The organism is Janthinobacterium sp. BJB304 (assembly GCF_002735765.1).
GTDB lineage: Bacteria > Pseudomonadota > Gammaproteobacteria > Burkholderiales > Burkholderiaceae_D > Janthinobacterium.
The window spans coordinates 158,458-176,688 of sequence record NZ_PDZN01000008.1 but is presented as its reverse complement, the minus strand read 5'-3'; the positions used below and the strand labels follow the sequence as shown (position 1 = coordinate 176,688).

Below are 18,231 nucleotides of genomic sequence, written 5' to 3'. Positions count from 1 at the left end.
ATTTTTGCCGAGGCGGCTGGCAACAGCCGGTGGACAGGAATTGCTGCGCTTCCCGCGGATCGTGGCCGATGAGGTGTAAGTAACGTAACAGTGTCGAATTTGCGTAGTCGGCAGGTTCGAAGATGGTGGTTCCCGCAGGTAGACAGGGAACTGGCAGCAAACTTTATCCTAATCCACCGTAAAGCAAGTCGTTGTGTAATCGAAAGCGCCTGTGCCAATCAAGAAACCCGAATCCAAAGCGGCTGCAAAGCCCACTAAAGTTACCACGAAAGCTGAAAAGGCGCTCGACCGGCCAGAAGCGCGCGTGACCAGCGCGCCCGTGGTCAGCCAGACCACCGACGCCGCTACCCTGGCGGCCATCGATACGTCCGGTTATGTCTTGCCGTCGGTAAAAGTGCCAGGCCGCCGCGGCCGCAAGCCAAAAGAATTCCAGCCAGAAAATGATGAAGTCGCCGCCCTGAACGCCGTCGAGCGGGCCGAACTGAAGGCCGTCGACAAGGCCAAGGCCAAGGACCGCAAGGCGAAAGAGCGCGCGCTGCTGAAGGACGCGTTCTCGTCCGACACGGAAGCGAGCGAAGAAGAACTCGAGCGCCGGCGCCAGAAACTCAAGACCCTGATCAAGTTCGGCAAGGAACGCGGTTTCCTCACGTATGCTGAAATCAACGATCACTTGCCCGAAAACATCGTCGATCCGGAAGCCATCGAAGGCATCATCGGTACCTTCAATGACATGGGCATCGCCGTCTACGAACACGCGCCCGATGCGGAAACGTTGTTGCTGTCTGATAACGTTGCCGTCGTCACCAGCGATGACGAGGCGGAAGCGGCGGCCGAGGCCGCATTGTCGACCGTCGACTCCGATTTCGGCCGCACCACCGACCCCGTGCGCATGTACATGCGCGAAATGGGCTCGGTCGAGCTGCTGACGCGCGAAGGCGAGATCGAGATCGCCAAGCGCATCGAAGATGGCTTGAAAGACATGATCCAGGCCATTTCCGCCTGTCCCGTGACGATCGCCGAGATCATCGCCGCCGCCGACCGCATCGCCAACGAAGAGATCAAGATCGACGAAATCGTCGACGGCCTCGTCGATGAGAACGAACCGGTCGCCGCCGCTCCTGTCGTGTCCGCTCCCGTCGAAGAAGACGAGGAAGAAGGCGAAGCGGAAGAAGAGGAAGAGGAAGAAGAGGAAGAAGCGAGCGCTTCGGGCGCCGCCGGCTTCTCGGCCGAACAGCTGGAAACCCTGAAACGCACGGCGCTGGAAAAATTTGCAGTCATTTCGCAGCAGTTCGACAAGATGCGCCGCGCCTTCGAAAAGGAAGGCTACAACTCCAAGCCCTACGCCAAGGCGCAGGAAGCCATTTCGCAAGAGTTGCTGGGCATCCGCTTCACGGCCAAGGTCGTGGAAAAGCTGTGCGACACCCTGCGCGGCCAGGTCGACGAAGTGCGCCATATCGAGAAGCAGATCCTCGACGTGGCCGTGAACCGCTGCGGCATGCCGCGCGCCCACTTCATCAAGGTCTTCCCGGGCAATGAAACCAACCTCGACTGGGTCGATGGCGAAGTCAACGCAGGACACGCGTACAGCGCCATCCTGGGCCGCAACATTCCGACCGTCAAGGAGCTGCAGCAGCGCCTGATCGACCTGCAGGCGCGCGTCGTGCTGCCGCTGCCGGACTTGCGCAATATCAACCGCCAGATGGCGGCCGGTGAAATGAAGGCGCGCAAGGCCAAGCGCGAAATGACGGAGGCCAACTTGCGCCTGGTCATTTCGATCGCCAAGAAATACACGAACCGGGGCCTGCAATTCCTCGACCTGATCCAGGAAGGCAATATCGGCCTGATGAAGGCGGTCGACAAGTTCGAATATCGCCGCGGCTACAAGTTCTCCACGTATGCGACCTGGTGGATCCGCCAGGCCATCACGCGCTCGATCGCCGACCAGGCGCGCACGATCCGCATTCCCGTGCACATGATCGAAACGATCAACAAGATGAACCGTATCTCGCGTCAAATCCTGCAGGAAACAGGCGCGGAGCCTGATCCGGCCACCCTGGCGATCAAGATGGAGATGCCCGAGGACAAGATCCGCAAGATCATGAAAATCGCCAAGGAACCGATCTCGATGGAAACGCCGATCGGCGACGACGACGATTCCCACCTGGGCGACTTCATCGAGGACAACAACACCCTGGCGCCGGCTGACGCAGCGCTGCACGCCTCCATGCGCGGTGTGGTCAAGGACGTGCTCGATTCCCTGACGCCACGCGAAGCCAAAGTGCTGCGCATGCGTTTCGGCATCGAGATGTCCACCGACCACACCCTGGAAGAAGTGGGCAAGCAATTTGACGTGACGCGCGAGCGCATCCGCCAGATCGAAGCCAAGGCGCTGCGCAAGCTGCGCCACCCATCGCGCTCCGACAAGCTGAAAAGCTTCTTGGAAGGCAACTAGAAGCCAATAGGGCTTGACGTGCGCCCCTGATACCCCTATCCTCGCGTGTCCGTTTCCAAAACGGCCGCGCGAGGCGGGCATCAACAGCGCCGCCAAGCCGCAGTCCCCGGGCCTCTAGCTCATGCTTGGTTAGAGCAGCGGACTCATAATCCGTTGGTGCCGTGTTCGACTCACGGGAGGCCCACCATTTATTTCCGCTTGCAGATCTGCAAGCGTCGTCTCTTCAGGACTGATCCACAGATAGCTAAGTAGTTCAGCACGCTTCTGTGGGTCAGCTTCTCCTTCAGCTCCCGCCAGTGCAATTGCTCTGTCCGTATCGGCCCCGATGATTGCAGCCATTTTCGCCGCATAGTACGCCGAGAGGTGTTTACGCTTCTTCCATGTGCTAATCGCCGCTTCATTGATCCCTAATCCCTGAGCGATAGTCTTAGCCTTATGGATTTTCAAAACTTCATTTAATAATTCAATCGTGCTATTCATTGTTTTTGCTCGCAGGAAAACTTCTCATGATGTAATATATTCTCATCGTGATAAGTAACTTCTCACGATGTAAGTAAACGATAGCACATCTACGTTGAATGTAAACCGCTCAGTCTCCGGCCCACGGGCCGCCTGTTTGCCCACTGGTACGCCTTGGGAGGTTTTCTGGTTGTGTCAAAAAGTGTGCATATTCAGTAGTAGGTATTCGATATCGCGTCTTACTTTTTCTGTTGTAGGAATGCTTGGATAGCGAATCGTGTGGTATCCGGCTTGTTTGAGCATGGCGTCTCTCTCTCGGTCGTTGTCTTCGCGGCCTATGTGGCTGCGGTCGTCTAGCTCGATCACTGCGACGACGTTCATGTGGTTGCTGCATAAAACGAAGTCAACAACCTTTCGGTTGAATCGATTTCGGGTTTGCCAGCCATCGGCAGTGATGAGTGCGGAAAACGCTACTTGTGTTAGCACGATGCATTCAGGTAGTGCAGCTGTTAAGAGCGCGAACATTTGTTGCTCGCGATTTGTAAGGATTTGCTTTCGCTTTATCTGTAGTGGCCCAGGTGTTTGGGGGAAAAGATGCCTAAACATTTCTGGTGTGAACAGCTTTTGAGCTACTAGTGCTGCCAGTGCTAGTGATACAAAAAATATAAAGATGTTCATAAAAAGGCCATGAGTTCTAATTGGCAATAAACATAGCACAGCCGTGCTCCATTGCTCTAGCGGGCAAATTTACGAAAGAGGGAAAAAATGAAAAACACCATCCAAATTTTGCATGTCACCCAAGTGGCAGGCCGTTCGAAAAAAACCGGCAATGACTACGATATGCGCATGGCGCAATGCATCGTCCACAAACCGAACCGCGATACCGGCGTCATTGAGCCGTTAATCGGTGAGCTGGTCTTGCCGGAGCGTTTCAAAGACACCCAGCCGGGCATGTATGAGGTCGAATTTGAAGTTTCGATCTCGCAAGACAAGCGTGTCGGCGCGCAGGTCTTTTCCATCACTCCTACTTCCGCCGCTTCGCAAGCAAAATCTGCTGCCGTGGCTCCCGCCGTCAAGGCGAACCCAGGTCAACAAACCGCTTCGTAATTTTCCATGCCTTCCTGCGTCGATTCCACACAATTGACGGGGCTAGATGCTCCGTCTGGTGCCGTGCTGTACACGGTGTCTAGCGCTCCCACTGAATTGTCTGCATGTGCCTACGTGGTCGAGTCAGGCACTGAATACGTGGCGGCAGTGGCGGCGCAGGATAAGGCTTTGGATGCGTTTTTCGCGGCTGCTGTAGTGGTGCTGTTCGCGTTGGGCTGGATCGCAGGGGCGCAACGATGATCCTGCTTAAAAATCTCTGGCCCATTCTGTTTTTGGCTGGCCTGTTTGTCTGCGGCGTACATCTGCTCAAGTACATTATTGCCCGCTTTTTGGAGCACAAATAATGACTATCGCCGCCGCCGTCGGCTATGCCTTGAGTGCGTTTGGGATCGGGTATGCCGCTGGTTCGATACAGCGAATTATCCGCCGCTCTATCGAAATATTGGATTAGCTCTCTTTTGGCGTTTGGCCGTCGTCAATCGTACTTGTAGGCCAATTTTTAAGGAATTGAACATGAACAAAAATATTCAGCGTGGTTTGGCTCTGGTTGGTGCTGTTGTTGTCTCGGCTGGTGCGTCGGCTGCTGATGATCAAGGCGTCGCTGCGATCACTGCTTTGTCCGGTACTGCCAGCACGTACATTTCGGCAGCGTTCGCTGTCGCGGTACTGGTCGCCGGTGGTTTCTGGGGTATCAAGATGATGAAAAAAGCATTCTCGAAGGCTGGCTAAGTCCGGCTCTGTGGTATGGGCGACTTCGGTCGCCTTTTTTTTTGGGGGAGGTGACGACGTGCGCTTATTGCTGTTTTTTCTGATGTTGTTTTGTTCTTATTCTGCTGCTGCTGGCGGTAAAGTGTATTTTGAAGCGGCGGGTGGCGCTCGTCCACTTGTTCCCAGTAATGACTGCGCAGGTATTGTTTCTGTCATGCAATCTTATTCTCCGAAAGCCACGATTAAATGCGCAAATGTTCGTGCTGATATTTATAAGCTTACTACTGTGTACATGGGTAAGGAGGAGGATTGGCTTTATGGCGAGCTTGTTGAGGTTTGTCCAGGTGGTGGTCGTTTTGAGCAAGATTCATCAAAGCCGATTGGTTCTAGATGCGTTCGTGCTCAGTGTGTTGAGGGCGACTCGGCTGGTACTTATGATATTCCATCTGCTTATTACAAGCGTGGTCCTAATAATGAGTCGATAGTTGTTAAACCTATTATGCCGAATGGCTCCTTTTTTACGGCTTCATATTGTATCGATGGCTGCATTTCCAAAATTAAGTCTGCAGATGATGTAGGTAAGGGTCATGAAGGTCCGAGTGATGCTAATGGTGTGTTCTTATTGCATTACGATATTACCTTGACTAATAACGGTGAGCGTTGTTCGGTGGAAAGTCTTCCGGATTCGAATCCTCCGCCTTATACGCCCGGTGATCCGAATAATCCGACAAATCCGACAAATCCGACTGATCCCGGCAACGGCAACGGCAACGGCACAGGAACCGGCAACGGCAACGGCACAGGAACCGGCAATGGCACAGGAACCGGCGACGGCAACGGCAACGGCAATGGCAACGGCACGGGTACAGGAACCGGCAACGGCACAGGCAACGGCACAGGCAACGGCACAGGCAACGGCAACGGCAACGGCACAGGCACAGGTACCGGCACAGGTGGTGATACAGGTTCTGTCAAACAGCCTTGCGGTGCTCCGGGTCAATCCCCTTGCCGTATTGATGAAACTGGCACGCCTACATTAGATACAAAGCCGGGTGATGCTTGGCTTGATGAGATTAAATCGGCTAATAAAAGTGGACTGGATCAAATAGGTTCACTGGTGCAAGAGAAATTAATGTATGGGGACTGGTTCCCGCAGATTAATACTGCCACTTGTTCGAATCCGACTGTATCTAATCCTATAACTGGTGCGGCATATCAGGTAAATATTTGTACGTATGTTGAAATATTTGCAAAATTTATTTCTGGTGTTATTTGTTTTTTTGCTGTGATTGGTTCAATTCAACAAATTGCTTCAGCTTCTAAGGCTTAAATTATGCCGCTTCTTGCAAATTTACTTGTATCAATTGTTACATTCTTGATCAGTTTTTTCGGCAGATATATGGTGCTCGAAAAAGCTTTTCGTATATCCGCTGTGCTGGTCATGTTGGGTTTTTTTGCAGTCGTTATAGCTGCAATGCAATCATGCGCGCGTGGGGTTTGTGCGCAGGGAATTTCCGGTATTTCTAATTCGCATCCAAGCTTTGCCGTTGGTCTTGGCATTGCATTTAATTCTACGACGATGGCGGCTGCTTCTTGTTATATGTCGGTATGGCTTTGTTGCCAAATCTACGTGTTTCAGAAAAAAGGCCTGAATATTGTCATTAAGTAGGTGCTCGATATGGCTGTTTACGCAATTACAGGCAAGCTTGGCAGTGGCAAGGGTAAAGCGGCAATCGATCAAATCAGGCGTTACCTGCGGGATGGCAAGAGGGTTGCGACAAACTGTGACGTTTTCCTTGAACATCTGATGCCATCGACGGATAAAAGCGTGGTCATACGAGTTCCAGACAAGCCATCAGCGGTCGATTTGTACATGGTAGGTAGTGGGAACAGGTTCATCCAGTTTGAGCCTATTTTGCAGCATGGTCGCGCTGGTATCACGGCGATTGCACCGTCGCCTAAGTTGCTGCCGGGATTTGATGAGCACCACAATGGCGCGCTCATTCTCGATGAGTGCGGTTCGTGGCTCAATACGCGCAATTTTCAAGACAAGGGTAGGGCGGAAATGCTCGAATGGGCGATCCATGCGCGCAAGTATGGCTGGGACATTTTTTTCATCATGCAGAACATCAGCCAGGTCGACAAACAGTTGCGCGAATCGCTGCTTGAGTATGTGGTGCGGTTGAATCGTCTTGACCGTATGAAGGTACCGCTTCTGAGTCCCGCCATTGCTTTTATGACGGCCGGTGCATCGACAGGCAGCATGCCGCGCTTGCACATTGGTGTCGTGCGCTTGGGCGCTTCTCCTGATGGGCTGGTGGCGGATCGCTGGTACTTCCGGGGCGATGACTTGAACAATGCCTATAACACCACGCAAGTCTTTTCTGATAGCTACCCTCATGGCACGCATTCGCTGCTTTCGGCATGGCACTTATCTGCTGCCGTAGGTGTTCCTCCCGATTTCATCGGGCCATTGCAGGCTACACCTGCCGCCTTGTCGCTGTTGCGCCCTAGGGCGCTGCCTCCTAAACCACCACACAAACATATGTCTAAATTTTTATTCTGTTCGCTGCTGTTGGGCGTCGTTCTTGGCGTTTTTGGATACCACTTTGGAGGCTCATTTTTCGCGCCGGAGGTTGTCCAGAAAAAGGAAGAGTTTGTTTATTCCAAGACCATCACGGGTGTCGGCTACATGAGTCAGGGTTCTACATTTTTGGTTAGCTTGTCGGACGGTCGTGTGATACAAGCGTTGCGATTCCGCTTCGTGGATGGCGGTTGGATAGCGCAGATTGAGCCGGGTTTGTGGGTGCGGGGTGCCGCATGAAAAAATGGTTCCTGTACCTGATGCTGTTGCCCTGTATGGCGATGGCCAATAACCAGCCTGTTGCCATCAATCTGTCTTCTGCCTCGCTCGTGGCGTTTGCACAGGCGACATACAAAAATCTGCTTGAGCGCGATTTTGTGATTGCGCCGGATGCACTGGCGTTAGATCGCAAGATTTCGGTTTCTGTGCGCTCTTTGACGCCCCAGCAATTGCCAGGATTTATTGAGGGCGTTCTTGCTGATCTTGGAATCTCGTCCGAGTTGCGCGACGGCGTGTATTACCTGCGCGCTGCCCAGTCCTCGCGCTTTGCTCAAGTACCGGCCGTGTCTCCGCCGCCGGAGGTTGCTATGCAAAGCGCGTCGTCATCTGCTGCCGCCTTGTTTGCGCCCCTGAACAGGCTTAAATCAGATGATGGGTATATTGACGGTGGATATGCCAGTGGTATGGCCGATAGTAGTTTCGGCCGGCGCCGTGATGATGAATCAGAGGTATACGCGCCGGCTGGCCGTTCGGCTGATTTCTTGGTGCAGGTCGTGACGGCTGCGTTTGGTCCGCGTAGTGCTGTGGCGGCTGGCAATCAAATTGTGCTGACCGGCAGTGCGTCGGAGTTAAACAAGATGCGCATCTTGCTCGGTGCGCTCGATCAGTTGCCGCGTATGGTTGATGTGTCGGCGTCGTGGGTCGAGGTCACGGATAACGCCAGCTCGGGCCGCGGCATTTCCATCATGGCCAGCGTGCTCGGTGCGAAGTTCGGCGCGTCGCTGGGGAGCGTCAATTCGGCGTCCGCGATCAGCTTGCGCGGAACCAATTTTCAGTTGGTTATCGATGCGCTCAACACAGACGGCCGTTTCAAGCAAGTATCGAACAGCCGCATTGTGGGCGACGACTATCAAAAAATGGTGCTGACGGTGGGCGATGAAACGCCGACGATTGCCAGCACTGGCAAAGACAATTCCGGCAATAGCGTGCAAAACATCGTTTATCGGCCTTCCGGCGTCATCGTCGACGTGCTGCCAAAGATACTCGGTAGCGGGAAAATCAATCTCGCCATCGATGGGCAAATATCCAGTTTTAAGCCAACGGCCAGCGGCGTGACGGGTTCACCCACGCTGATTAAGCGCCAAGTCAAAACGGCGGTGACGGTCAACGATGGCGAAGTGCTGTTGATTGGCGGCCTGAACGATGCGCAAACCGTCGATAGCTCCTCTGGTTTCTCTTTTCTTCCGTCATCTTGGGCTGCTCGATCAGGGACAAAGCTGCATACCGATCTGGTGCTGATTTTGAGCGCGCAAGTTCCGCGTACTTCAGAAAAACGGTGACTTGTCACGCTAATTCCGGGGTGGCTGCACAAGCGGCCCGAAGGGCAAAATCTTTGAGGGCATATCGAAGTCGGCGGTTGATTTTGAAGTAATGGCGCCAGATGGCCTGTGCGCATCGGAGCGAGGAGCGACACGTTTTCAAAGTTTTAGCGGGTAGTCCGCTGCCTCGCTCAGTACCTCGTCGCTGCACGTTGGCCAGTACGGCCCACTCTAAAAAACCGTTATGAAAGCATGCACATGAAACAGCTTGAGGATGACAGGACGATTGATCTGCTCGGCCCGATTAAACGAGGTAGGGGGCGTCCGGCAACTGGCGCGGCAAAGACCAGTGCACAGCGGCAAAAAGAGCGTAGGGATCGCTTGCGTGACGATGGCAAGGCATTTCTGACGGTGCATGTAGATGCGCAGGTGCTGGAAGGATTGAAGGCGTATATCCGCTTCAAGGATATTACGCCGGATCAGGTGATAGAGAAATTATTGCGTCAGCAATTGCTGCGCAAACGGTAGCGGAAAGCTTGGTGCCGCTATCTGCGCGCAGCGCGGGTGGCGGCGCGAAGCGCCGCTAAACTTGTATTAGGGACACTTAAGAACACAGCACTAGAAATCGCAGTTACGGGCAAGTGCAGTACAGGATTTCAGACCAGTTTTTGATGGACAAAAAAAAGCCCCAGGCATCTACTAAATGCCCGGGGCCTTCGATAAACCTGCCGTTACAGGACTACCGAATGACCGAATTAGATTATGAAAACGCTTTAGCGTCAATTGATTTCTCGCCTATAGAGCCATCTGCGCAACATCGCCCGGAGTGGTGGGACGATGAAGGGATCAAGAACACATGGAACGACAACTATACGGCCCGTAAGCGCGTTTTTCCTGACGGACAGTGCGAAGTGACAGTAACGAAGGAACGGCACTTTGTAGGCCCCGCAAGGCTGCTCAAAACGAAGGCCAAGCGCGGCGAGTCCGAAAACCGCGAGGCAAACGATGATGATGCTGGCCGCCGTGCGAAAAAGAACGTTAAGCACTGCTGCAAACAGATCGGCGCTGATCGCATGGTCACGCTGACGTATCGAGAAAATATGGTGGACCGTGAGACAGCCCTCAAGCACTGGAAAGCATTTTGCCGCAAGCTCGGCAAGCACAAACAATTTCATTACGTCGCCGTCATCGAGGAGCAAGAGCGCGGCGCGCTGCACTTTCATGTGGCAGTGGCCGGTCGGCAAATGTACGCGCTTTTGCGATCGATCTGGCAAAGCGTCTTGGGCCGTGGGCCGAATGGTGAACAGATGGGGCAAGTCAACGTCCGCGATCCGCATCGTTTCGGCTTCGGCGTCACTGGCGCGCACAAGATCGCCAGCTACATTGCCAAGTACTGCGGCAAAGAGATGCAGTGCAGGGCGCTCGATCAAAAGCGCTATTTCCGCTCCAAGGGCATCGTGGTGCCCGAAGTCCATTCTTGGCGCCTGTTGGGCTGTACGTCGATGCTTAGTGCCGCAGAGGCTGCTTTCCGCGCGATTGAGGGGCATTGCATGGATGGGTTGCAGACTTGGTGCAATAACGGGCTGGGCGTCGTCTACCTTGCGACGGCTCCGGGTGTACCCGATGCGGTGCATGAATGTCCGTTTTGAATGTTGTATAGTTTATTCAATGCAACATTTGGAGTCACCTGGCTATGGGAGTTTCGGAGTCGTCGCAGTTGGTTTTTCCGGTGGATGGTGTCATGCAAAAAACATGGGATGATGCCGTTGCTCGGTGGTTGATAGAGAAGGCGGACAAGGCTTCATTAAAGTCGGATCAGTGCATTATTCGCTGGCTAGATCGTTACTTGAGTGGTCTGCCAATTTCTGACATCACGCGCCCTGTGGTTGATTCGTTGGCGCACAAGAAAATTGCTTCTGGTGTGGCTAATGGTACGGTAAATAGAATGCTCGCATTGCTGCGATCAATACTAATTCGTGCCTCGGTAGACTGGGAATGGGTGTCAATCGTACCCAAAGTTCGCCTACTCAAGGAGCCTGTACGTCGTGTCCGATATCTCACTAAGGCTCAAGCGGAATCCTTACTTTTACAACTTCCCTCGCATCTTGCTGAAATGACTGCTTTTTCACTAGCTACGGGGCTTCGTAAAAGCAATGTTACTGGGTTGTGTTGGTCGCAGGTTGACTTAGCTAGGCGGCTTGCTTGGATTCATCCTGATCAGTCAAAAAATCGTAAAGCTATTGCCGTGCCATTGAACGTTGATGCATTGCGTGTGATTACGTTGCAGATTGGCAGGCATCCTACTAGAGTATTTAGCTATAAGGGGGAGCCAGTTTCTCAAGTAACAACTGCTGCATGGTATAAAGCACTTCAGCGTTGCGGTATTGACGATTTTCGATGGCATGACTTGCGGCATACTTGGGCTAGCTGGCATGTGCAAAGTGGGACACCGCTGAACGTATTGCAAGAGCTAGGAGGTTGGGAGAGCGCGCAGATGGTTCGCCGATACGCGCACTTCTCTGCTTCTCATTTGGCGGTATATGCCGAAAGATTACCTAATTTTATAAAATAAAATATTTTTATTAATTGTGCAGGGGATTTAATGAGAGAATTTTTTCCTGGATATTATCGTCCTTCTGATGATGACTTTAAAGTCATGTGGAAGGAGTCGAAATTTATATTTGATGCAAATGTTTTACTTAATATATATTCTTATCCAGAGTCTGCGAGAGATATATTTTTTTCGGTTTTGAATAAGGTTGAGGGTAGAACTTGGATTCCTTATCAAGTCGCTCTTGAGTTTCATAGAAATAGGACGAATAGGATTAAGCAATCTAATAAAAAGATTGAACAATTGTTAGAGCAGGTTAAAAAGACTGGTGTGGAACTTCAGCAGGAATTGAGAAGCATTGAATTTGAGAAGAGGAATACGGGAATAGAAAATATTGAGGAGCGACTTAGTGCTGTACAGGTATCTCATCAATCCTTGTCTGACGCGATACAGTTGGCTTGTAATAGATTGCCAGTTGTCGGATTGGATGAGGAAATTGGATTGAAAATAGCAGATATGTTTGATGGTAAGGTTGGCGATCCACCTGGAAATCAGGCTGAATTAAGTGAGATGCTTAAAGATGCGGAAGATAGATATGAGAAGAAAATTCCGCCTGGATTCGAAGATGCAAAAAAAGGGAATGAATATAGAGATCGAGGTGTAATTTATCAAGCTAAATATGGTGATCTAGTTCTTTGGAATCAGTTGATAAAATATGTTAACGATGAAAATATTGAAAATGTAATATTTGTCACTGGTGATCGAAAGGCGGACTGGTGGTTGGTTGAAGATGGAAGAACTTTGGGGCCATTGCCGGAGTTGGTACAGGAAATTTTACAACGGTCGAAGCTGAAGAAGTTCTGGATGTATTCAGCAGACCAGTTTTTACAAAATGCGGAGCGGTATCTGGGAGCATCGGAAGTTACGCAGGAGACAATAGCGCAGGTTAAGGAAACATCAATTTCTGTAAATGATTGGGAAGTTGGTTATAACGCCTGGAAAGAGTCAAATAGTAAAGAAATTATTGAGCAAAGCAATGATTACGCGAGGCTATGGGCAGGAGATAGTCATGATAGAAGTTATTTTCCTGAACCATTGCGAGAGAAAGTTTGGTCGCGGGTAAATGAAATGACTTCCGCTATGGAAACGTGGTTGATTGACACTATCGATGAAGGGGATATAGTTCCGAACAAGACCTTCCCTGATTATATTGTAACTAGTGGAGAAGCCCGTTCCGGATATGAATTTATCATTTTGAATTCGTTGGAAAATTCAGCGGTGGCAATGTTGCCTAAAGTATTTAGAAATGCAAAAGTGGCATTATATGAGGGTGATATTGATTGCATGGCAATTGTAATTGGAATACATTTTGATAATTATAATCAGGATGATATTTCGCTGTTAGGTGATTTTCGATCCTATGTTAGAAATTTAAAAGAAAAGATGAAGGTGGATTCGGTTATTTTTGGCTATTGTAAAAATTCCATGTTTTTTCCTATTTTTAAAATGAATTGATGTTTTGCTTGTTTGATTATTTTTAATGAATGAAATTTGATTTTATGCTTATATCTGAAAATGTGTTTTTAAGGTAGAGCATGTGTCTCATAATCCGTTGGTGCCGTGTTCGACTCACGGGAGGCCCACCAGAATTTAGCAATAATAGAACTAGCCCCGGCGGGCCACTGCCGGGGCTTTTTTCGTGCTGTCGTACAATCGCGGCATTGCGATTTATCGAGGATGAAACGAGATGACGGCGGAAGTGAAGATGGAAGATATCGTGGTGGGTGACGGCAAGGCGGCGGCGCGCGGTGCGCTGGTCACTGCCCACTACCGGGGCTGGCTGGAAGATGGCACGGAGTTTGACTCGTCGCACAAGCGGGGCGAGCCTTTTCGCTGCGTGTTGAGTAATAACAAGGTCATCCAGGGCTGGATTCTGGGCTTGCATGGCATGCAGGTGGGCGGCACGCGCAAGCTGTGGGTGCCGGCGGCACTGGCGTATGGCGAGCGGCAGGTGGGCTTGATACCGCCGAACTCCAATTTGATCTTCGAGATTGAGTTATTAGAAGTGCTGACGCGCGATTGATCGCTTGAGGCGCAATCAGGCGGGCAGGGGGCTTGCCTTCGCTCCGGCTTGTTGCGTGAGCAGTTGCTCGATGTCGGCGCGCAGCGCTTGCTGGGTGGGGAAGTTGGCATAACGCAGGGTCACGTAACCTGCCAGCCTGAGCATGGCGTCGCGTTCCTTGTCCTGGCGTTCGCGCCCGGCGTGGCTGCGGTCGTCGAGCTCGATCACGGCGATGACGTGCAGTTGCTGGCTGCACAGCACAAAATCGGCCACCTTGCGGTCGAAACGGTTTCTGTTTGCCCATCCCTGCGCCGTCACCAGTGCGGAAAACGCCACTTGCGCCAGCACCGTGCATTCCGGCAGTGCCGTCTGCAGCAGGTGGTACATCTGTTGCTCGCGCGCCGTCATGACGGGTTTTCTTTGCAGCCGCAGCGGCGCACGGGACTTCGCGTTCCCGCGCACGACCAGCATGGCAAGGAACAGGATCACTGCCGCGATGGCGATCAGGACGGTGTAGGAAGGCATGGGCTGGCGCCAGAATGGACGAGTCCTGATGGTACGCGAACAGCGGCGTGTTGTCGTGCCGCTGCCCGCATATTCAGGTGGTGCGCTTGTGGAAGATCAAGCCTGTTTCAAGTTGACCTGCATCATGTCCAGCGCCGGCACGATGTCATGCAGGTTGGCCACTTCACAGGTGGGGATGGCGGCCGAGGTGTTGGCCATGTTGTCGGGGTTGAACCAGCAGCTGGCTATGCCGTAGCGGTTGGCGCCCAGGATGTCGGCGTCCAGCCGGTCGCCGATGATGATGGTCGTCTCCTTGCTGAAGGCGCGCGCCATCTTGGCTGCATATTCGAAGAAGCGCACGTCCGGCTTGGCGTGGCCGCACGCTTCGGAGGTGGCGACGAAGGAAATGTAGTCGCCCAGGCCGGATGCGGCGATGCGGCGGTTCTGGATGGCGTCGACGCCGTTGGTGATGATGCCCACTTCGCCGATGCGCGACAGCGTTTCGCATACCTGTTTGGCGCCGTCGATGAGCACGACCGTGTCCGGCAGCGATTCCAGATACAGACGGCTGGCCAGTTCCGGGTCGATGGCGATGCCGTTCAGCGCAAACGTCTTGCGGAAGCGCTCCACCTTCAGAAAATCCTTGCTCACCTCACCCGTTTCGAAACGTTTCCACAGATCGACGTTGATCGCCTGGTACTGGGAAAACAGCCCGTCGATGCCGTCGCGCAAGCCCAGTTCGTGCATGGTGTGCAGGAACGAGCGTTTTTCGGACGCCCTGAAGTCGAGCAGGGTATCGTCGAGGTCAAACAGGAATAGCTGGTAGGTCATGGTATGTATTGAAAGCGTGGAACTTGTCTTGCATCGTAGCACGTAGCGCTGAGTTCGGTTGGCCATGCCCTGCGCGGGCGATCCGCTACAATCGCTGCCAGACCCGTCACTTTCACTCCATTCCTGCCATGACCCAGCTCTCCGTCAACGTCAATAAAATCGCCCTGCTGCGCAATTCGCGCGGCCGCAATTTCCCGGACCTGCTCGCGTTCTCCGCGCGCTTCCTCGACCTGGGCGCCGCCGGCATTACCCTGCACCCGCGTCCGGACCAGCGCCATGCGCGCTACGATGATGTTGCTCCGTTGCAGCGCCTGTGCGCGGAGCGGGGACGCGAGCTGAATGTGGAGGGCTATCCGGCGGCGGATTTTCTGGAGGTGGTGAAAAGCGCGCGCCCGGCGCAATGCACCTTGGTGCCTGACATGCCGGGCCAGCTGACGTCCGATCACGGCTGGGACATCGAACGGCACGCGGCGCTGTTGCGCCCCGTCATTGCGGAATTGAACGACCTGGGCATCCGCGTCAGCCTGTTCGTCGATGCCGACTACCCGGTGCTGGAATGGGTGCGCGAGGTGGGCGCGGCGCGGGTCGAGCTGTACACGGAACGGTTTGCCGAGAGTTATGGCGGCGCGCAGGCCGAGGCCGTGTTTGACACGTATCTGCAGGCGGCGCGGCGGGCGCAGGCGCTGGGGCTGGGCGTGAATGCGGGGCACGACCTCGATTTGCACAACCTGGCGCGCTTCCTGGACATTCCCGGCATCCTGGAAGTGTCGATCGGCCATGCGCTGGTGGTCGAATGCATCGAGCAGGGCATGGACATGGTGCTGGGCCGCTACCTTGAGATATGTCAATCGTAGGGGTCTTGGGCGGCGGCGCTGGCCGGCCGCTGCAGCCTGAGCCGGACTGGCCGTTCTTCGATGTCGATTTTTCCGTCACGGCAGAGACGCTGGCGCAGGTGCAGGCGCTGACACCCGATGCGGCGGCGCAACTGTGGACGCGCCATGTGTCGGCCCAGCCCGACGAAACGCACCCCATGCGGCTGCGCGCGGGACACCGCCTGCAGACGAAGGTGTCGGGGCCGGACTGGCTGGCCGAGTTCGATGCCGTTTCCAGTGAACACCCCGCGCAGGGTGGCCGCGTGGCACGGTTTCTCTCTTCCCATTTTCACCTTGCCGGGGCTGCCCCCGTCTTTTTTATGGCCAGCCGGACGCTTGCCTATGCGCTGATACCGGCCGCGCTTGCCGCATGCTGGCCTTGCTTGCTGGCCATTTCTGACGAGGCGCCTTTGCTGTACCAGCCTGCCACGGGCAAGTTCGTTTATTTCTCGCCGCAGGGGATGCTGGCGGGAGGTGAGGACGGACTGCAGTCCGTTTAACGGGATGCGTCCATCCGGTGGCGATAGACGCTCCGTTGCATGCCTGCCGAGTTGCCTATTTGCACTGAAAACTGACTATTTTCGTTTGCTGTGCAATGGCTGCGACGCACTGTTTGATGCCCGGCAAAGCCATGCGCAGGTAGCGTTCGGTTCCCGCATACAGGCAGTCCACCTGAAACAGATACTCGGGCGCATCAAAATTGATGTCCCAGCGTTGATGCAAGGTGCCGTTGCGTGTCCATTCCTTGTCCGGGGCCAGGATAGGCAACGCTTCGCCAGCTGCTGGCGGCTGATCCGCCGGATAGGACAGCACGCGTACGCCATCGAGTTTGCTGGCCGGCAGGTTCCAGCTTGAGGGAGGCGCTTGCGGGCAAGAAATGGACGCAATGGGGGCTGCGGCAACTGGCCGCATCGCCGCGGCAGCGATGACCAATGTCGCCAGTGCGAGCTGCTTCATTCCACTACCGAATAGAGTTCGGGACGATTCGATGCCCCCGCCGCCGAACGGCCGAAGTAGATCACGCGGGCGCTGGGCTTGTGGTTACGCCACTGGTCGAAAATTTCTATGCCGCCAGGCACCTGGCGGATGAACAGCGCCGCATGATTGCCCTGCCGCAGATTCTGATAGCGGCCGTTGACGAAGGTGGCAATCACTGTACCTTTCGCGATACCGCCTTGTTCCAGCAGATCCGGCACTTTGTCTCCTTTGCGCCAAAGCGATGAGGCACGGGCGCCGGTGAGGTGCCTGACCAGGGTAACGCACTCGCCATTTCCCACGAACTCTTTTTGCTTCGCATAATCGGCACGCGCAATGTAGGGCATAGCGTTGCTCTCTGTGGTTGATGATAGAGAGAGCGTATGCAAGGCGCGGGCAAGCAGCTTGATGTGTGCCAGAGCAATACAGAACATTGACATGTGTCATGGCCCCGCCTGGTGCACGGACAACCTTACATATCCACCCACCAGTTAAGCAAGGTTTCATCATCATCGTCATCGAGGTTGACGTAGATGTTGGCGAAATACCATTCCACGCCCGTCGCCGTGCGGAAGGCGTCGAAGGGACCATTGACGTTGTAGATGCCGTGGTGTCCCGGCACACTGAAGGTGAGGTTGCCCTTGTACTGGCCATCCATGGTGCCGCCCAGCTGGCTTTGCACGTCGCGTTCGAGCTGGTCCACTGCTGCTTGCGGCACATCGTCGGCGTAGATCTGGATGCAGAAGTTGCCGCCGCGCTTTAAGACTTCGGCGGGAGCGAGCGGGTCGGCGATGCTGACGATGTCGCCGCGCGCCAGGTTCAGGGTCAGGCCGGGCGAGGCCAGCAGTTCGTAGACGTGCTCGTCGATCTGGCGCGCCGGCAGGGTTTCATACACGGGACCGCTGGTGTTTTCGCCTGCCAATACGCGGATGTGCGGCAAGCCTTCGCAATTGATGTCTTCCATTTATTCTTTCATAGTGCCGGCGCCATATTGTATGGGTGCGCCAGGGAGCGAGTTATGGCAATATTGTACCGGGTAGTTTCCTGCTGGCAGGGTGCGCAACGGTGCAAACGAGGAGAGGCAATGGAAAATGCGGTGCAAACAGGCGGCTGCTTATGTGGCGCGGTGCGCTTCGAAGTGAGGGGTGAGGGCAGCAATCCGCACAGCTGTTCCTGCCGCAATTGCCAGAAGCACACGGGCGCGCCGACAGTAGCGTGGGTGGAGTTTGCGCGCGATCAAGTACGGTGGACGGGCACGGCCGGCGCGCCGGCCACCTACCGCTCTTCCGAGTATTCCAGTCGGGCCTTTTGCGCCGCTTGCGGCAGTTCCATCGGCGCCATCGACGATGCGCCCACGGTGGCCTTGCTGGTGGGCAGTTTTGATGATGCGACCCAGGCCGCCTTCGCACCCGAGTACCACTCGTTTGACGATGCCAGGCCGGGTTGGTGGCCGGTCGCCACCGTTGCCGCCAGTTAGGTGCGGCGTGCCGCAGTGTCTGGCCTGCGGTCCTTTTCGAGTGCCCCGAATATAAAAAAAGCACGCCGCAGCGTGCCTTGATATCTTGCCTGGCGGGTTGGCGCCAGGGGG

At 54.3% G+C, this 18,231-nt stretch carries 21 protein-coding genes and 1 tRNA gene; 16 read left to right on the top strand and 6 right to left on the bottom strand.

Translation table 11 applies throughout. From position 1 onward, the window contains the following. The first annotated feature begins 211 nt into the window (after positions 1-211). Together rpoD and CSQ95_RS11860 are read left to right on the top strand one after the other, a co-directional pair. A complete protein-coding gene (gene rpoD, locus CSQ95_RS11865) occupies positions 212-2,452 on the top strand; it encodes an RNA polymerase sigma factor RpoD (protein WP_070287785.1) in 2,241 nt (746 codons plus the stop codon). A 108-nt stretch (positions 2,453-2,560) separates the two neighbouring features. After that, positions 2,561-2,639 (top strand) — tRNA-Ile (locus CSQ95_RS11860). Positions 2,640-3,106: 467 nt separating this feature from the next. Here the strand turns inward: CSQ95_RS11860 and CSQ95_RS11855 are convergent. Next, a complete protein-coding gene (locus CSQ95_RS11855; protein ID WP_099409660.1) occupies positions 3,107-3,589 on the bottom strand; it encodes a DUF2726 domain-containing protein in 483 nt (160 codons plus the stop codon). Positions 3,590-3,676: 87 nt separating this feature from the next. On the opposite strand from CSQ95_RS11855, the gene CSQ95_RS11850 reads away from it, so the two are divergent. The 11 genes from CSQ95_RS11850 (at position 3,677) to CSQ95_RS11800 (ending at position 13,482) form a co-directional block, all read left to right on the top strand. Further along, positions 3,677-4,018 (top strand): hypothetical protein, encoded by a 342-nt coding sequence (locus CSQ95_RS11850; protein ID WP_257218031.1) that lies wholly within the window; start codon positions 3,677-3,679, stop codon positions 4,016-4,018. A gap of 513 nt (positions 4,019-4,531) precedes the next feature. Beyond that, complete coding sequence (locus CSQ95_RS11840) at positions 4,532-4,747, top strand: major coat protein (protein ID WP_099409658.1); 216 nt, start codon at positions 4,532-4,534, stop codon at positions 4,745-4,747. A 58-nt stretch (positions 4,748-4,805) separates the two neighbouring features. After that, entirely contained in the window at positions 4,806-6,056 is a 1,251-nt protein-coding gene (locus tag CSQ95_RS29675; RefSeq protein ID WP_180279039.1) for a hypothetical protein, read from the top strand. Between the two features lie 3 nt (positions 6,057-6,059). Beyond that, a complete protein-coding gene (locus CSQ95_RS29095) occupies positions 6,060-6,395 on the top strand; it encodes a hypothetical protein (RefSeq protein ID WP_143449953.1) in 336 nt (111 codons plus the stop codon). Between the two features lie 9 nt (positions 6,396-6,404). After that, positions 6,405-7,550 (top strand): zonular occludens toxin domain-containing protein, encoded by a 1,146-nt coding sequence (locus CSQ95_RS11825; RefSeq protein ID WP_099409656.1) that lies wholly within the window; start codon positions 6,405-6,407, stop codon positions 7,548-7,550. Continuing rightward, entirely contained in the window at positions 7,547-8,869 is a 1,323-nt protein-coding gene (locus CSQ95_RS11820) for a type II secretion system protein GspD (RefSeq protein ID WP_099409655.1), read from the top strand. The genes CSQ95_RS11825 and CSQ95_RS11820 overlap by 4 nt, the downstream gene beginning before the upstream one ends. A gap of 237 nt (positions 8,870-9,106) precedes the next feature. After that, a complete protein-coding gene (locus tag CSQ95_RS11815) occupies positions 9,107-9,376 on the top strand; it encodes a hypothetical protein (protein ID WP_143449952.1) in 270 nt (89 codons plus the stop codon). A 218-nt stretch (positions 9,377-9,594) separates the two neighbouring features. Then, positions 9,595-10,497 (top strand): hypothetical protein, encoded by a 903-nt coding sequence (locus CSQ95_RS11810; protein WP_099409653.1) that lies wholly within the window; start codon positions 9,595-9,597, stop codon positions 10,495-10,497. 92 nt (positions 10,498-10,589) lie between these two features. Continuing rightward, positions 10,590-11,420, top strand: a complete 831-nt coding sequence (locus CSQ95_RS11805) for a site-specific integrase (protein ID WP_099409721.1) — start codon at positions 10,590-10,592, stop codon at positions 11,418-11,420. 30 nt (positions 11,421-11,450) lie between these two features. Continuing rightward, positions 11,451-12,914 (top strand): PIN-like domain-containing protein, encoded by a 1,464-nt coding sequence (locus tag CSQ95_RS29090; RefSeq protein ID WP_143449951.1) that lies wholly within the window; start codon positions 11,451-11,453, stop codon positions 12,912-12,914. A 232-nt stretch (positions 12,915-13,146) separates the two neighbouring features. Next, positions 13,147-13,482 (top strand): FKBP-type peptidyl-prolyl cis-trans isomerase, encoded by a 336-nt coding sequence (locus CSQ95_RS11800; RefSeq protein WP_099409652.1) that lies wholly within the window; start codon positions 13,147-13,149, stop codon positions 13,480-13,482. 15 nt (positions 13,483-13,497) lie between these two features. Here the strand turns inward: CSQ95_RS11800 and CSQ95_RS11795 are convergent, their stop codons facing one another. Both CSQ95_RS11795 and CSQ95_RS11790 read right to left on the bottom strand, forming a co-directional pair. Next, on the bottom strand, positions 13,498-13,986 hold the full coding sequence (locus CSQ95_RS11795; RefSeq protein ID WP_099409651.1) for a DUF2726 domain-containing protein: 489 nt from the start codon (positions 13,984-13,986) through the stop codon (positions 13,498-13,500). A gap of 96 nt (positions 13,987-14,082) precedes the next feature. Further along, positions 14,083-14,796 (bottom strand): YjjG family noncanonical pyrimidine nucleotidase, encoded by a 714-nt coding sequence (locus tag CSQ95_RS11790; protein WP_099409650.1) that lies wholly within the window; start codon positions 14,794-14,796, stop codon positions 14,083-14,085. 128 nt (positions 14,797-14,924) lie between these two features. Here CSQ95_RS11790 and CSQ95_RS11785 point away from each other — a divergent pair, with 128 nt between their 5' ends. Beyond that, positions 14,925-15,650 carry a pyridoxine 5'-phosphate synthase gene (locus tag CSQ95_RS11785; protein WP_099409649.1) on the top strand — a complete coding sequence of 242 codons (726 nt, stop codon included), beginning with the start codon at positions 14,925-14,927 and terminating at the stop codon, positions 15,648-15,650. Between the two features lie 5 nt (positions 15,651-15,655). Further along, entirely contained in the window at positions 15,656-16,168 is a 513-nt protein-coding gene (locus tag CSQ95_RS11780; RefSeq protein WP_180279038.1) for a DUF2947 family protein, read from the top strand. A gap of 55 nt (positions 16,169-16,223) precedes the next feature. Here the strand turns inward: CSQ95_RS11780 and CSQ95_RS29085 are convergent, their stop codons facing one another. The 3 genes from CSQ95_RS29085 to CSQ95_RS11765 are packed head-to-tail and all read right to left on the bottom strand — an operon-like array spanning position 16,224 to position 17,607. Further along, on the bottom strand, positions 16,224-16,625 hold the full coding sequence (locus tag CSQ95_RS29085) for an STY0301 family protein (RefSeq protein WP_143449950.1): 402 nt from the start codon (positions 16,623-16,625) through the stop codon (positions 16,224-16,226). Beyond that, positions 16,622-17,077, bottom strand: a complete 456-nt coding sequence (locus tag CSQ95_RS11770) for a BPSL0067 family protein (RefSeq protein ID WP_257218030.1) — start codon at positions 17,075-17,077, stop codon at positions 16,622-16,624. Before CSQ95_RS11770 ends, CSQ95_RS29085 begins: the two co-directional genes overlap by 4 nt. Before the next feature lie 38 nt (positions 17,078-17,115). Further along, the gene (locus CSQ95_RS11765) at positions 17,116-17,607 is read right to left on the bottom strand and encodes a DUF4265 domain-containing protein (protein ID WP_099409645.1); all 492 of its coding nucleotides are present in this window, start codon (positions 17,605-17,607) and stop codon (positions 17,116-17,118) included. A gap of 120 nt (positions 17,608-17,727) precedes the next feature. Between CSQ95_RS11765 and CSQ95_RS11760 the strand changes: the two genes are divergently transcribed. Continuing rightward, complete coding sequence (locus CSQ95_RS11760) at positions 17,728-18,120, top strand: GFA family protein (RefSeq protein WP_099409644.1); 393 nt, start codon at positions 17,728-17,730, stop codon at positions 18,118-18,120. The last annotated feature ends 111 nt before the right edge of the window (positions 18,121-18,231 follow it).